14 protein-coding genes are annotated in these 13,897 nt (G+C 48.4%); 9 read left to right on the top strand and 5 right to left on the bottom strand.

Annotated features, from left to right (window positions below; all coding sequences use genetic code 11):
* The first annotated feature begins 71 nt into the window (after positions 1-71).
* Entirely contained in the window at positions 72-476 is a 405-nt protein-coding gene (locus tag W04_RS05175) for an META domain-containing protein (RefSeq protein ID WP_053910063.1), read from the top strand.
* Here W04_RS05175 and W04_RS05170 read toward each other — a convergent pair.
* Entirely contained in the window at positions 473-862 is a 390-nt protein-coding gene (locus W04_RS05170) for a thioesterase family protein (RefSeq protein WP_022945901.1), read from the bottom strand. The two genes, W04_RS05175 and W04_RS05170, sit on opposite strands and share 4 nt — an antisense overlap.
* A 74-nt stretch (positions 863-936) precedes the next feature.
* Here W04_RS05170 and W04_RS05165 point away from each other — a divergent pair, with 74 nt between their 5' ends.
* On the top strand, positions 937-1,665 hold the full coding sequence (locus tag W04_RS05165; protein ID WP_045980555.1) for an SDR family NAD(P)-dependent oxidoreductase: 729 nt from the start codon (positions 937-939) through the stop codon (positions 1,663-1,665).
* Positions 1,666-2,508 carry an amidohydrolase gene (locus W04_RS05160; RefSeq protein WP_053910062.1) on the top strand — a complete coding sequence of 281 codons (843 nt, stop codon included), beginning with the start codon at positions 1,666-1,668 and terminating at the stop codon, positions 2,506-2,508. It abuts the gene before it with no gap.
* A 55-nt stretch (positions 2,509-2,563) separates the two neighbouring features.
* On the opposite strand, the gene W04_RS05155 is transcribed toward W04_RS05160, so the two are convergent.
* A complete protein-coding gene (locus W04_RS05155) occupies positions 2,564-5,602 on the bottom strand; it encodes a TonB-dependent siderophore receptor (RefSeq protein WP_053910061.1) in 3,039 nt (1,012 codons plus the stop codon).
* A gap of 340 nt (positions 5,603-5,942) precedes the next feature.
* Here W04_RS05155 and W04_RS05150 point away from each other — a divergent pair, with 340 nt between their 5' ends.
* Complete coding sequence (locus W04_RS05150) at positions 5,943-7,985, top strand: winged helix-turn-helix domain-containing protein (RefSeq protein WP_269432190.1); 2,043 nt, start codon at positions 5,943-5,945, stop codon at positions 7,983-7,985.
* Positions 7,986-8,038: 53 nt separating this feature from the next.
* Here W04_RS05150 and W04_RS05145 read toward each other — a convergent pair whose 3' ends face one another.
* Both W04_RS05145 and W04_RS05140 read right to left on the bottom strand, forming a co-directional pair.
* Positions 8,039-8,368, bottom strand: a complete 330-nt coding sequence (locus tag W04_RS05145; RefSeq protein WP_022945896.1) for a 5-carboxymethyl-2-hydroxymuconate Delta-isomerase — start codon at positions 8,366-8,368, stop codon at positions 8,039-8,041.
* An 11-nt stretch (positions 8,369-8,379) separates the two neighbouring features.
* Complete coding sequence (locus W04_RS05140; protein ID WP_053910059.1) at positions 8,380-8,967, bottom strand: outer membrane beta-barrel protein; 588 nt, start codon at positions 8,965-8,967, stop codon at positions 8,380-8,382.
* 120 nt (positions 8,968-9,087) lie between these two features.
* Here W04_RS05140 and W04_RS05135 point away from each other — a divergent pair, with 120 nt between their 5' ends.
* The 5 genes from W04_RS05135 (at position 9,088) to W04_RS05115 (ending at position 13,573) form a co-directional block, all read left to right on the top strand.
* Complete coding sequence (locus tag W04_RS05135; RefSeq protein ID WP_053910058.1) at positions 9,088-9,867, top strand: hypothetical protein; 780 nt, start codon at positions 9,088-9,090, stop codon at positions 9,865-9,867.
* Positions 9,864-10,490, top strand: a complete 627-nt coding sequence (locus W04_RS05130) for a LysE family transporter (protein WP_053910057.1) — start codon at positions 9,864-9,866, stop codon at positions 10,488-10,490. The genes W04_RS05135 and W04_RS05130 overlap by 4 nt, the downstream gene beginning before the upstream one ends.
* Positions 10,487-10,987: a gamma-glutamylcyclotransferase family protein gene (locus W04_RS05125; RefSeq protein WP_022945892.1), complete on the top strand. Its 501-nt coding sequence runs from the start codon at positions 10,487-10,489 to the stop codon at positions 10,985-10,987. The genes W04_RS05130 and W04_RS05125 overlap by 4 nt, the downstream gene beginning before the upstream one ends.
* Complete coding sequence (locus W04_RS05120) at positions 10,984-12,540, top strand: serine hydrolase (RefSeq protein ID WP_053910056.1); 1,557 nt, start codon at positions 10,984-10,986, stop codon at positions 12,538-12,540. Before W04_RS05125 ends, W04_RS05120 begins: the two co-directional genes overlap by 4 nt.
* A gap of 115 nt (positions 12,541-12,655) precedes the next feature.
* On the top strand, positions 12,656-13,573 hold the full coding sequence (locus W04_RS05115) for a histone deacetylase family protein (RefSeq protein WP_053910055.1): 918 nt from the start codon (positions 12,656-12,658) through the stop codon (positions 13,571-13,573).
* Here W04_RS05115 and W04_RS05110 read toward each other — a convergent pair.
* Positions 13,570-13,896 (bottom strand): hypothetical protein, encoded by a 327-nt coding sequence (locus W04_RS05110; protein WP_053910054.1) that lies wholly within the window; start codon positions 13,894-13,896, stop codon positions 13,570-13,572. The genes W04_RS05115 and W04_RS05110 overlap by 4 nt on opposite strands.
* Between the last annotated feature and the right edge of the window lies 1 nt (position 13,897).

Here is a 13,897-nt window from a genome sequence, read left to right as displayed (position 1 = left end):
TTGCATTAGCATTAGCGCGATAGTTAATACCCACTACGGACGTGGCTAAGAATAAGCGTAAGGTGTAATAGGTGAGAGCAAAACAAGTCTTTGCGATGGCTATGGTTTTAGCGTTGAGCGGTTGTGCATCAACTGACGAGCAGCTAGCGGATGCAGCGAAGTACCATGACTGGCAGCTTATGTCGGTTGATGGTCAAGATGTGCGCCATCATCAAGCCTCACTCAGCTTTATTGATGCTTTGCAGCTAAATGGCTTTTCCGGTTGTAATGACTTCTTTGCCGCCAGCAATATTCGCGAGCAACGCTTAGAAGTCACTAATCTGGGAATGACCTATAAACAATGTAACACCGCACTGACAGGCACAGAGCAAGCACTATTGGCGACGTTGAAGTCAGCGCCGATTGTGCGCCTTGGCGAGCGTCAAATGACGCTGAGCGGCGAGCATGTGCTCACCTTCAAGCGCACCACACCTTAAGCGATTAGCGTTTCCAGTTCTTTGGCAACAAAAGGGCGCCCTTTGGCATTCACCGCCGTCCCTATCACTTTGGCTTGTAGGGCGACTTTGTCGTCAGCACTGCGATAAACATTTTGCACAAAAGCAAATTTTAAGCGGCTTTCGCGCACAACCTCTACGGTAACGTAGAAATGATCCCCTGGCATAAGCGATGCTTTGTAATCCAGCTCGCTGCGCAGCACCACCAAGTTAATTTTATCTCTCGCAAGCGCAGCAAAATCAACCCCTTGAGCGAGTAAAAACTCGTGACGAGCATGCTCTAAGTAGTTGAAATAAACACTGTTGTTAACAATTCCTTGAATATCACATTCGTAATCGCGTACTTTCATATCAATACGAAAGGTCATAATCTCAATTCCTATATTTTTATTTGGCGCTGATGCTAGTATGGGGATTACAGTACATCAAGGCGTAAATGAATATGAGTGAAATCGCTATTGTAACCGGTGGTAGTAAAGGAATTGGTCTGGCCATTGTCGAAAAGTTATTAGCGCAAGGGTATCGCGTCTATAACTTGGATATTGTCACGTCGGAGCAAGGCGAGTATCGCCATTGTGATATGCGCGATGTGCCTAGTGTAAAAGCGATCATTGCAGAGATATGCGAGCGTGAGCAAGGGGTTGATGTGTTGGTATGCAATGCGGGAATTCATCGCAGCGCCACCATAGAGCAGACCGATGAAGCGCTGCTGGATGAGGTTATCGCGCTCAACATAAAAGGTGCTTATGCGGCGACCCAAGCCGTGCTGCCCAGTATGCGCAGCGCTAATAAAGGGGCGATTGTTTATATTTCTTCTGACCAAGCACTGGTGGGTAAGCGCAACTCCTTCGCCTACAGCCTATCGAAATCTGCATTGGCTTCGATGGCGAAAACCACAGCACTGGATTACGCCGAGTTTGGCATTCGGGCCAATGCGGTGTGTCCAGGTACCATAGAAACGCCATTGTTCCACAATGCCATCGACAACTACTGCCAGCGTAGTGGCGCTAACAAAGAAGAAGTGGTGGCGCAGGAGTCAGCGATGCAGCCGTTGGGGCGACTCGGGCAAGCCCATGAAGTGGCGAGCCTAGTGGCATTTTTAGCCAGCGATGAAGCTGGGTTTATCACCGGATCACTGCAGGTGATCGACGGTGGTTACACGGCCCAGTAAATGTCGCAACGCCTGTTTGACCCTCATGTGCACTTGTTTGACCTTAGCCGGGGTGATTATCACTGGTTAAGGCGCAAAGGACCGCCATTTTGGCCGCAAAAACAGGCTATTACGCGCAATTTTAAGCAACAGGATTTGCACCTTAAGGAGCCGTTGCAACACTGCGGCGCGGTGCATATTGAAGCCGGTTTTGACAATGCTGAACCCGCTCGAGAGCTACAGTGGTTGGCTGCCACGGAATTTACTGGGGCCGCCATTAGTCATGCCGCGATTGACCTGGCCCCTGCTGATTTTGCTGAAGCATTAGCTAAGTTACAACACCCCCTATTGCGTGGTATTCGTGATATCACCGAAGGCGCAGATGGAGCGCGATTACTTAACCCCCATTGCATCGACAACGCCGCGCTGTTAGCTGAGCAAGGGCTTATTTTTGAGGCGCAATTTACACTTGCTGATAGCCAATTGTGTAAACGTCTTATTGAGTTGGCCATTGCTGTGCCGACTATCAACATAGTCATTAATCATTGTGGCTTGGTGAGTGTGGATGGGTGGTCATTATGGCAAGACAACCTAGCGCTATTGCGCAGCTGTGACAACATCTTGATCAAATGCAGCGGCTGGGAAATGTTGTATCCGCATAAGTCAGTGCAGTGGCAGCAGCAGGTTATTAGGTGTTGTATTAACGCGTTGGGCGCTGAGCGAGTGATGCTCGCCAGTAACTTTCCCCTGTGTTTAATGCAGCAAAGTTACCATCAGGTGTGGCAGGGGTACGCCGATATGGTGTTGCCGCAAAAGCACAAACTTATGCATGATAATGCTTGGCAGCTTTATCGCCAGCCATAAAAAAGCCTCTCATTGAGAGGCTTTAGTCAACAAGGTAGGGGATGAGCCTACTCGTTTAGAAGCTGTATTGGGCTCCAAGATAGACAAACCGGCCGACACCACCGCCATATTCACTATCAAAGTTGCCGACGCCATGCTCGACATTATCGCCTGTGTAAGGAATAAACGGGCCTTGGTCGTCAAAAATATTATTTACCCCAGCAAATAGGCGCACGTCCTGCTCCCCTTGCAATGCGAGGTTATAAGAAAGCGAGATATCATGGGTGATATAAGAGGGGTAATATAAATATTTTGGCTGCTCTGGGTTTTCGACACAGCTATCATCGCCGGCGGCACAACTTGCGGCATTCTCGGCAAAGAGTTCGCGCATGTCTTCAACGCGGTCATGGCTATCAACGATGTCGCTTTTGTACTTGGTGGTCCAACGTACTCGTAAGTCTTCATAAGACCAAGTGAGTGAAGCGCGAGCTTTGTCGGTAAAAATGCCAGAATCTAGCTCGCCATCGTAGCGATTGACCACCGTGCCGTCGTTACCTTCATAGGTAATGCTGTACTCGGTGACGTGGTTCCAATCGAGCTTTAAGCGCAGACTACCGTACTCGGGCAAGTCGTAACGGTAGTTGATGGCAATGTCATAGCCCCGAGTACGGGTTTCGCTAAGGTTAAATACACGCTGCAAAATTTGTGTGATTTGACCATCACTGTCACGGGTAATGTCACCACAGAAACTATTATTTTCACCAAAGGGCACAGCAGCAGAAGCGTAGCACTCTTCAAGAATATCTTCATTGCCAATTTGTTCGATGGAGTCACTGATTTGAATATCATAATAATCGAACGACATGCCTAAATTTGGCGCGAAATCCGGCTGTACGGTTAACCCTAACGTGTAGGTGTCGGCGGTTTCTTCTTTGAGCAGTTTGTTACCGGTGTTAGGTGAGTAGCCGCTGTTTTCATCTTCAAACACGCCTTCGTTTGCAATCGCTTGGGCAATTCCCGCTTCTTGGCGACAGGCATCATGACCAAGCTCTGTGGAGGTTGCTGTTACGCCATCACAAATATCGCTGAAGCTGTCAAAGTCACCGCGTGGTGGCGACATTAGCTCAGTAATGTTCGGAGCTCGTTGTGCTCGAGAGTAGTTGGCACGAACCATATAACCTGAGGCTGGCACCCAGCTAAACCCTGCGCGGTAACTCGCCATGGTATCTATGCCTTCTGGGCTATAGTTGGCAATGCGTAGCGAGGTTTCTAAATCCAAAGATTTCGCTAAAGTTGCGCCTTTTAACACGGGTATGGAGGCCTCGGCAAAGGCTTCATAAATATCCATATCACCTGAGAAGGTCGGCACAACGTTAAAGGTTACGCCGCCATATCGCTGTTCCTTATTGGTGATCACATCTTGGGTATCGCGGCGATACTCAAAGCCAAAAGCAGTCGCCACTGGGCCAGCGGGCATCTCGAATAGATCGCCCGTCATATAGCCTTGCACGTTAAGCTGAGTAATATCTGTGGTGATCACGGGAGTGGCCCGGATCCAATCTGCCATCTCTGGTGTAATCGAGCCAATACCGAAAATATTCAGCGGTACACAGCCCTCGGCTCGTGCATCGGCATCTTTACATTGCACCGTGCCATCAGCCAGACGCTCAGAGGCGAGGGCTTGGCGTACACGCACGGTATTTAGCTCATTAAGGCGCTTTTGTTTTTGCTCAAAGGTGCCATAGCCTACCGAAACATCCCAGTCCCACTCATCATTAAAGGCCGTGCCTTTTAAGCCTGCCCAGCTACGAATCGTTTCTCGGCTATTATCTGTGGTCACAGGGCCGACTTCGGCAAAGCGGCGGTCCCAGTTGACACGGCCTTTCGCATTATCGCGAATTTCATCGGGCAAGAAGGGGTTATCAAGCTCAATATATCCTGGGCTAATTTCACCCGCAGCGCCCGTTAATGGGTCGAGAATGAGTGCATCTGCGCCTTCATATTCGTCCTCTGGCGACTTCACATTGCGGGAACCAGTTTTGCTGTATTGCACTTGTGCATAGCCGCGAACACTGTCATTCAAATCGTAATCAAGTTTAAAGGCGGCAGCGAAGCGATCATTGGGGACCTTAATCTTATCGAACATCTCATAGTTGATACCATCGCGCTCTTCATTCCAGCCACTTTGTAAGCCATCAGCGGTGTAGTAGTAGCCTCCGTCAGCGGCATCTAACCCTTCTTCGAATACCCCGCCATAGGTACCATCGCTGCGCTCTCGCCAATCGGCTTGAGTGATGTCACGCATACATTGGTCACCATCGATGGTGTTCATGGCATTACACATTTTACTGGCGAGGTAATCATAACTGGCCTCAATAGATGCTCGGTCACGGTCCTCCCAATTAATGCCAAATTGACGATCCCATGTGGCGCTAAAAAAGCCGTAGCCTTGGCCATCAGCAAAAGTAAAGCCATGCTCGGCATCTAGGGTAAACTCGTCGCCCCCGCCTTCAGGCGTTGTGCCGCCGCGCACTTTAATTTCGCTGCCGAGTTTATCTGTTTGGGTGATGATGTTAACCACCCCGGCTATGGCATCAGAGCCGTAGACAGCTGAAGCACCACCGGAAATGACTTCAACACGTTGCACCATGCCAGAAGGTATGGTGCCCAGACTGATATAGTTGCCGCTGTAGCTGTTGGAGACAACGCGACGGCCATCGATCAGGGTTAAGGTGCGGTCAGTGCCTAAGTCTCGTAGGTTTATGGTGGATAATCCGGTATTTTGTACACTAGATTGGCTGTTGGTGTTACTGAATGATTCACTGATCGCGGGTATTTGATCGACTAATATCTCAGATAATGAGCCAAGCCCAGTGTCGTTTAGTTCGTCTTTACCGACGCTGACAATGGGTGAAGGCGTGTCAAAATTGGTACGACGTAGTCGTGACCCAGTGACGATGATTTTTTCAACTTCTTCTGGCTGTTCAACGGTGGCGGGCGCAGCGTTATTTTGTCGCGCTACTTGTTGCTCGTTAGCCACTGCATAGCTGCTAAAACAGGCGCTAATTGCTGCCGCGACTAGACACTTTTTGAGTGGGGTTTTGGAGTAAGACACGATTGTTCCCTTTATTATTATATTCGAGGTGCTGCCGCAGCGTTTTAAACCAATAACTGGGGGGAAATCAGTTTGCCTGCGCGGCAGCGATGGGTCTTTAATTACGTGTAATATTACAGTGGTTAATTACATGTAACCGTTGTAATTTGATTGCTGACAACTAGCAAACAAGGGAGCCTCTTTTATCAACCTTTTTTATATCTATTAAATATCTATTCCTTAAAAATCATATGTTTAATTTTATTCCTCGACCCTTTATCGCAAACGGCTTGGTTAACTAAAGTGAATCACTGTAGACTGCAAAAGTGGATATGTTGGCTTTTTGGGTTGTATAGAATTAGTGCAGTTTGGCAAGGAATTTTTAATAGGTGCGTGTCATATAGATGTAAGCCGTTGCATTATTACATGTGGGCAGAATAGTCATGCATTGCAGCCCAAATTCATGGAATTATTATGCTATCTAGCCGATCGCTATCCTGAGCCTGTCAGTCGTGACGAGTTAATTGCGCATATTTGGCAGGGCAACGCCTATGTAGGCAAAAAAGCACTCACTAATGCTATCTGGCACCTGCGTAGTGCCTTTAAACAATGCGATGCACAGCATGAATACATTGAAACATTGCGCAAAACGGGTTATCGCTTATGTATTTCGCCGCAGGCACAAGAGCCTAAGCAAGCACAGACAAAACCGCTTAAACGCTCGTTCGCTTTGATTTTCTTGGGGGTTATGGCTCTGTCTGCGATCATTTTTCTCTGGTGGCCGCAACCGGCAACCAAAATAGCACAGGCGAGTAGCACTAAAATCACCGATGAGTTAGGGCGTGAACTCTTCCCCAGTGTATCACCCGATGGTCAATGGCTGTTGTACTCGTGGCGCCGCCTTGGCCAACCCACCAACCTTTACAAACAAAGCTTATTAGCACCGGAGCAAAGTGCGCAGGCAATTACGCAAAGCCCGTATCGTGAAAGTCGTGGGGTATTTAGCGCTGATATGCATTCATTATTTTACTACCGTAAGGGTAAGGATATCGGCTGCCAAGTGGTGCAACATTCTTTGCTTAATAATAAGGTGCAGATACTGGATGAGTGTTTAAGTAAAGGCAGTGCTGATGTTGCTATCTCGAAAGATGGTCACACATTAGCGTATATCGGCTTGAGTGCCGACGGTACTACTAACATTGCTTATTTGCGTGATTTGCGCACCGGTAGCAAACGGCCTTTGAGCTGCACCCATGAGCCTTGCCAGTTTCGTGATGAAGCATTAGCTTTATCGCCGGATGCCTCGCAGGTGGTGGTTAGCCGCAACTATGACTCAGGCCATGAAGAGTTAGTCTTGATCAATGCCACCAGCGGCGAGCAACAGCAACTTACATCAGGCTTTCTCGATGTGCGTGGTGTGGCATGGCATCCTTTATTATCTCGGCTTACATTTTCTGTTATTGAACAAGGGCGTCGTCAAGGTTATCACTTGCATTTGCCCAGTGGACAGTTACAAGCCCTCGATTTGCCTGGCTTTAGCTATCCGCATTATGGGCCAGATGGTGCCTTGTATTACCACCGTTGGCGCATTCCTAAATCGATAGTGAGATTAAGTCTAGATGCCGATGTGGCCTCAACTCCTTTCCCCTTGCTGCTAGGTGAGCACAGTGTGCGCTACCCCGCATACAGCGAACAAGCCAAAAAAATAGTGTTTGTCTCCAATGAGTCAGGCTTTGATGAGCTATGGAGTGCCGATGTCGACGGCAGCAATCGCCGCCAACTGACACATTTGCAGATGACCGCAGAGGACCCGAGCTGGTCTCATGATGGCCGTTATATTGCTTTTAATGCCTTCAGTGAACACAGTAATCATTTGTATATCTATGATATGCACAGTGGCCGCGCTCAGCAGCTAGAGGTGTCGCTTAATTATTTTGGGCGTCCTACGTGGTCTTTAGACAACCATCACCTTTATGTTTCTGACCAGAAGCAACTTTATAGTATTGATTTGAACACCCTGAGCGTGCAGGCGCTGACTCAAGATGGCGGCGCTTATGCTATGGCGATGGATGAGCAGACCTTGATATACGCCAAACCTCAAGGTAAGCGATTGTACTTACTTAACTTAAGCGATGGCACCTCGGCACCGCTGACCAAGGAGGTGCTCTTGTCGGGCGCCTACGGATGGCATTATCACAATGAAAAGGTGTACTTCTTTAAAGTTAATCGCGCCGATTATCGTATTAGTCGCTATGATATGGCCACGAATAAGGTGACCGATGTGATCAGGGTGCAAGAGCGCGGCTTCTCTCGTAATTTGGGAATGAGCTTTGTGCCGCACAAGAATTGGCTGCTGTACAGTGCCTATAAAGACCCGCAAATTGACATTATGGTATATCGCTAACGGCCAAAGGTAAGACGAGAACCGAATACTCGCCTCACCTGTCTTGGTCCGTATTACCCTTTACAGTATATATCTGGCTCAAGATCACGCACATCGACGCTGAGACAATCTGATTCGCGACAATAAGTGCGCAGACACTCTAATAAGTGATTGCTGAGTTGCTGTTTCTGCATGGGCGAGCGTCCCGCCATAATGTAAGCACAGATGTGAATGAAGCCTTCTTTGTTTTCGCCAAGTTGATAATGGCGATAGGCGATGGCTCGCGTCTTAATCGCATCTAATTCAAAGAGGCCACTGGAAAAGGTGGCTTGGTGTACTTTTTCTACCAGTACCTGGGGGAGTACAGGCAAATCTTCTGAGTGTTCTACAACAATGTGTGGCATGGCTGAACTCGTTAAAATCGCATACTAAATGCCAAGCTGGTATTGAATTGGTTTAGCACATCTCCATCAAAATGCCAGAGGCATTGATCATTTGGATCGTTGCTAATGGTGCAATTAAAGTCGCTGTCATTATTAATAATGGTCGCTAACCAGCGCACCTCGAACATAAGCTGAGCGTTGTCGGTGACATGATAGCCAGCGCCAGTGAATAACCCGGTGGCAAAGTAGGTATCGCTGCTTAACCATTCGGGGTCGACATTCGCGGCGCCAATTTGGGCCCCAAAGTAACCCGTTGTCGAGCTCGCTAGGGGATACTCTACGGCACTTTGAAACATATAGTGTTGAATATTTACTTGGCGCTCATTATTCCCTTGAATATCGCTCTTGTTGGCTGAGTAATAAAAGCCATAGCGAGCATCGGTAATGGTCCTATCGATACTAAAAGCAAAGTGATTGGCATCTTCAAGGTCGATATCGGCGCCTTCTTTGGTTTCTAAGCTTTGACTAAATGATTGACCGCCATAAAGGGTCACGGTTACATCGGCGGCAGCAACGCTGCTAAATAGGGTCGTGGCTAACAACAACGAGCGAGTGATCATAAGGGCTCTCCTTGAGCGTTAGTGTGACATCGATAGCTGAGCCATATCGCTGATGGCTATCATTTTTTACCCAAGTTGATATGCTTGCAGTTAACGACATAAGTTGCAATAAAAAATTACATGTTAAGTTGGTTAAAACCCTCGCCGTTACTGACCGAGAGCGAACAGCAGTGGCTGCTTGATGCCTTTTTATGGGCCTTCGAACATTTTGATGCGGATTACTTTCGCAATCACAGTCGCTTGGTGCAGCCTAGTAATGAATTTTTCCAGGGGCAAAGTAGCAGTACAGAGCAAATGGCGGCGCAAGTGTTTGCCCAAGTCAAAGCGCACAGTGGCTTGCAAAATTGGCCTATTCAATTACTCGGTCCAGGGCAGATGCCAGAGCAGCAATTTCCGCTGATGCGTTTCAGTGGTACTTTACGAGGCGAGCAAGCGCACTGTGTTGAGCACAGTCATGCGATCTTTGTGTCTTATAACCCGCAGCAAATTAATCAACCTCAAGACTTAATCGCCAGTTATGCACAAGCATTTGCACGCATTATGATTTATCAGCGTGGGGTATTGCCACCAGGTGGCGAAGCCATGATAGGTGCCGCTACTGAGGTAGTGGCCAGCTTCTTTGGTTTTGGCGTGATGCTTAGCAACACCGTCTATCAGTTCCGTGGCGGCTGTGGCAAGTGTTATAACCCCTACGCTAATCGCGCCAGTGAACTTTCTGAGCAGCAACATGTGTTTTTACTGGCGTTATTTTGTTTTATCAAAGGGGAAAAGCAAGGCACCGCACACTTGAAAGGACACTTGCGCAGTTATTATAAAAAAGCGCATAAGATTATCAGCACACTGGCCAATCATAGTCCGAACCCGATGTTGCTATCCTTGCTGAGCAAGGAGCAAGTATGAGCTATTGGCCGGAATTTTTAGCGATTGCCAGTGCCCACTTCTTTGCCGTTGCCAGTCCCGGTCCTGACTTTGCCGTAGTACTGCGTCAAAGTGTGCGTTTTGGTCTCGATAATGCACTTATTACCAGCGCTGGGGTGGGCGCGGGTATTCTCGTACACATTATTTACTGCCTCGTAGGTGTGGCATTACTTATCTCGCAGGCACCTGATTTATTTAATTTACTTAAATACATGGCAGCCGCCTATTTGGCATACATGGGTATTCAGGCTTTACGTCACGCGAAACCGGGGCAAGTTGAGCAAGTTCACCCTACTACCACGCAGCCTACAGAGTCATTTATAGTGGCCTTTCGCCGTGGTTTTTTAACCAATGCGTTAAACCCCAAGGCAACGCTGTTTTTTTTATCGTTATTTACCCTAGTGATCTCAATCGACACGCCCAAATGGGTGCAACTGGGCTACGGGCTCTATATGGCACTGGCGACTTGGGCGTGGTTTTCTTTTTTATCCATTATGCTGACACGAGCACGGGTGCGCACATTCTTCCTTGCTAAGGGGTTTTGGTTTGACCGTGCCATCGGCGTAGTACTTCTACTATTAGCGACACAAGTGGTGCTTTTATGACACAGTTTTATTTTGCCTTTGGCTCAAATATGTCACTTCACCGTATTCGCGCTCGCCTGCCAGGGGCTGAGCGCATTGGCGTAGCAGAACTCAAAGGCCACCGTCTTGATTTTGATATGCTCAGTCTGGATGGTTCTGGAAAATGTACGATTCATCCCAGTGACGATGAATCCGTGTATGGGGTTGTGTGGCAATTAAGTGATCACGAACAAGGTATTTTGCACGATATCGAAGGGCCGCGTTATGACATTGAAACTCGCACGGTCACTCTTATCGACAGCAATGAACACGTGCAGGTGTTTTGTTACATTGCCAATACCTTAGATAAAGTTGCGCTGCCGTTTGATTGGTATGTTCAGCATGTGTATTACGGCGCCCGTGAAGCTCAACTACCGGAGCATTATGTGAACGCTATTAAAACCAGGGCCAGCGTAGAGGATTTAAATCGCGAACGGCATTTACGGGAAACACAGATGTATAACAAGGAACAAAAATGAAACTGAAAACATTGTTAGCTTCGAGTGCGCTATTCGCCGCTCTGCACCTACCTAATTCGGCCTCGGCAGCACTTGATAAAGATAAAATAACCGCCGCTATTGAGCACTCTATGGCCCGATTTGATGTGCCGGGTATGGCTGTGGCCGTCGTCGAAGATGGCGAAGTGGTGTATGCCCAGGGTTTTGGTGTGCGCCATATTCAAAGCCAAGAGCCAGTGACTAGTGAGACCTTGTTTGGCATTGCCTCTAATACTAAAGCTTTTACCAGTGCGGCGCTCGCAATGCTGGTAGATGAAGGCAAGTTGGACTGGGATGATAAGGTGCAGACACATCTGCCGGAGTTTCGTTTGCACGATCCTTATGCATCGGCGCATATGACTATTCGCGACCTGTTGAGTCACCGTAGCGGGTTGGGGCTCGGGCAGGGCGACTTAATGATTTGGCCAGACACCAATAAATCGGTGGCGGATATTCTCGCCGGGCTAAAGCATTTAAAACCAAAGTCGAGCTTTCGTAGTCAATATGCCTACAACAACTTAATGTTCGTGACCGCCGGTGAAGTAGTGGCGCGAGTCAGTGGTATGAGTTGGCAAGATTATATTGAAAAGAAGATTCTCACACCGCTTGAGATGACCCGCTCACGCGCCGGGTTCTCGCGTATTGCACCAGATAATACTAACTATGCTACCGGGCACATTCCCTTAGATGGCAAGCTGCACCCGTTTTTCGTCAACTACCTTGAAGACTTCCGTGGTGCTGGCGCCATAGCTTCCAATGTTGAAGAGATGAGCTCGTGGTTAAATACTCAGCTCAATGGCGGCACAATGGCTAATGGCGAGCAACTTTTCAGTGAAAAGCAGCAACGTGAGATGTGGTTACCGCATATTAACCGCGCCGTGTCGAAAAAAGCTTTTGCCGACTCGCGCCGTCAATTCAGTGGGTATGGTTTAGGGTGGTCGATTGTTGACTATCACGGTTACAAGCGTGTTGGCCATGGTGGCGGCATTCTTGGCATGGTCTCTCAGGTTTCTTTGATCCCTGAAGAAAAGCTCGGTGTTGTGGTGTTATCAAACCAGCAGGCGTTTTCGGCTTTATCAGCGGTGACCGAGGAAATTTTTGAGCAAGCGCTGGAGCTAGAAGATAAAGACTGGGTCGAAATTTACGCTGAACAGCACTTTAGCCGCAAGGAAAAAGCCTATGCTTCAGCTAAACCAGCCATGGTGGAAGATTACCAACAGGCATTGCCTAATCATTATTATACCGGCACTTTGCGCGATGCTTGGTACGGCGATGTGATTATCGAAGAAGTAAGCGGCACGTTGCGTATCGATTTTACCCATACTAAACGCTTAAAAGGGCAGCTCAAGCATCACAGTGGCAACACCTTTATCGTTAAGTGGGACGAGCCATTGCTTGAAGCCGATGCTTTTATCGAATTTACCATGGGTAGCGATAACAACCTAAAGTCAGCCTCTATGCGTGCGGTGGCACCACAGGTGACAGACTTTAGCTTCGACTTCCGTAATTTAGATTTACGAGCCACAGAGCAGTAAAACCGTGATAACAAGGCACCTAAGGGTGCCTTGTTCATTATAAGACTAAAGGAGAAAAGCGCATTGATGCGAGCTCGTTTACTATATAGGCTCCATGTAATTGCCTAGACCGCTTATGTCTCGAATCGCTGTTATAACTCACCCCGCATGTCGCCGCCACGAAATGGGCAGTGAACATCCTGAGTCACCGGAGCGCCTTGATGTTATCTCTGATCGTTTACTTGCTAGCAGCCTGGATTTAGAAGTGCGGCAGCTGCAAGCACGTGGGGCGCAACGTCAAGATTATCTGCGGGTTCACAGTGAGCGCTTAGTGCATGAGGTAGAGCAGCGCATACCTGATATTGGCTACGCCGATTTAGATGGCGATACGCGTCTATGTCCACAAACCCTTCATGCTATTGAGCGAGCAGTCGGCGCTGGACTCACGGCGGTAGACGAAATTCTCGCCGGGCATATCGATGCTGGTTTTTGCGCGGTGCGTCCACCGGGGCATCATGCCAGTGAAGATCGCAGCGCCGGGTTTTGTATTTTCAATAATCTGGCAATCGCTGTACGCTATGCGCAGTCACTGGGTATTGAACGTATAGCGGTATTGGATATTGATGTTCACCATGGTGATGGTACCCAGAGTATTTTTAGCGACGACGATTCGGTGTTGTTGTGCTCGCTGTTCCAACGCCCTTTATACCCAGACCCCGAACTCATCGCGCGCGATAACCTAGTGCAATCACCACTGCCGCCTGCCAGTGATGGCCAAGCATTGCGCGAAGTGGTTGCGCAGCAGTGGCTGCCAAGGCTGCAAGAATTTAAACCCCAGCTTATCTTCGTCTCTGCGGGCTTTGATGCGCATTTAGAAGATGATATGTCGGCGCTGAAATTTGTCGAGCAAGATTACGGCTGGTTTAGTCAATGCATTAGTGAGTTTGCACAAACTCATGACGTGAAAGGGGTGGTGTCTTTTTTAGAAGGGGGTTATCACCTCTCTGCTTTATCTCGCAGCGTTGAGCATTATCTACGAGGCCAGCTGGGTTAATCGACGAACTTCCACACTTGGCTTTCATCACCAAGCCTTAGCTTGCTAACACAACATTCGCCTTCGCCAATCAGGTAAGCTTTTAACGCCTGCTGTAACATCGGCCACTGGCGCTCAATGCGCTGCCCGGACACATCAAAATACTGCTGGTGAGCATCAACAATAAACAGCACCTGAGCACTGTTGCAAAGGTGTGCCAGTTCGCTGGCGCTATCACAACGGGTTAGGTGAGCGGCTTCAACGGCCAGAACGGGAAAGTGAAAGTTGGTCATTTTTTGTTTTATGTCAAATTGTGCAATGCAGTGATTGTCTAGTATAGCCATG

The sequence above is a fragment of the Pseudoalteromonas sp. SW0106-04 genome, assembly GCF_001293805.1.
Lineage (GTDB): Bacteria > Pseudomonadota > Gammaproteobacteria > Enterobacterales > Alteromonadaceae > Pseudoalteromonas > Pseudoalteromonas ruthenica.
The sequence above is the reverse complement of the archived record's forward strand: the minus strand, read 5'-3'. Positions and strand labels throughout refer to the sequence as shown.

What these genes read in the sequence shown, in the direction of transcription:
- W04_RS05130 (WP_053910057.1), top strand. Translation starts at nt 9,864, where the DNA reads ATGAGCTATTGGCCGGAATTTTTAGCGATTGCCAGTGCCCACTTCTTT.
- W04_RS05125 (WP_022945892.1), top strand. Translation starts at nt 10,487, where the DNA reads ATGACACAGTTTTATTTTGCCTTTGGCTCAAATATGTCACTTCACCGT.
- W04_RS05160 (WP_053910062.1), top strand. Translation starts at nt 1,666, where the DNA reads ATGTCGCAACGCCTGTTTGACCCTCATGTGCACTTGTTTGACCTTAGC.
- W04_RS05145 (WP_022945896.1), bottom strand. Translation starts at nt 8,368, where the DNA reads ATGCCACACATTGTTGTAGAACACTCAGAAGATTTGCCTGTACTCCCC.
- W04_RS05115 (WP_053910055.1), top strand. Translation starts at nt 12,656, where the DNA reads ATGTCTCGAATCGCTGTTATAACTCACCCCGCATGTCGCCGCCACGAA.
- W04_RS05140 (WP_053910059.1), bottom strand. Translation starts at nt 8,967, where the DNA reads ATGATCACTCGCTCGTTGTTGTTAGCCACGACCCTATTTAGCAGCGTT.
- W04_RS05165 (WP_045980555.1), top strand. Translation starts at nt 937, where the DNA reads ATGAGTGAAATCGCTATTGTAACCGGTGGTAGTAAAGGAATTGGTCTG.
- W04_RS05110 (WP_053910054.1), bottom strand. Translation starts at nt 13,896, where the DNA reads ATGGCTATACTAGACAATCACTGCATTGCACAATTTGACATAAAACAA.
- W04_RS05120 (WP_053910056.1), top strand. Translation starts at nt 10,984, where the DNA reads ATGAAACTGAAAACATTGTTAGCTTCGAGTGCGCTATTCGCCGCTCTG.
- W04_RS05135 (WP_053910058.1), top strand. Translation starts at nt 9,088, where the DNA reads ATGTTAAGTTGGTTAAAACCCTCGCCGTTACTGACCGAGAGCGAACAG.
- W04_RS05170 (WP_022945901.1), bottom strand. Translation starts at nt 862, where the DNA reads ATGACCTTTCGTATTGATATGAAAGTACGCGATTACGAATGTGATATT.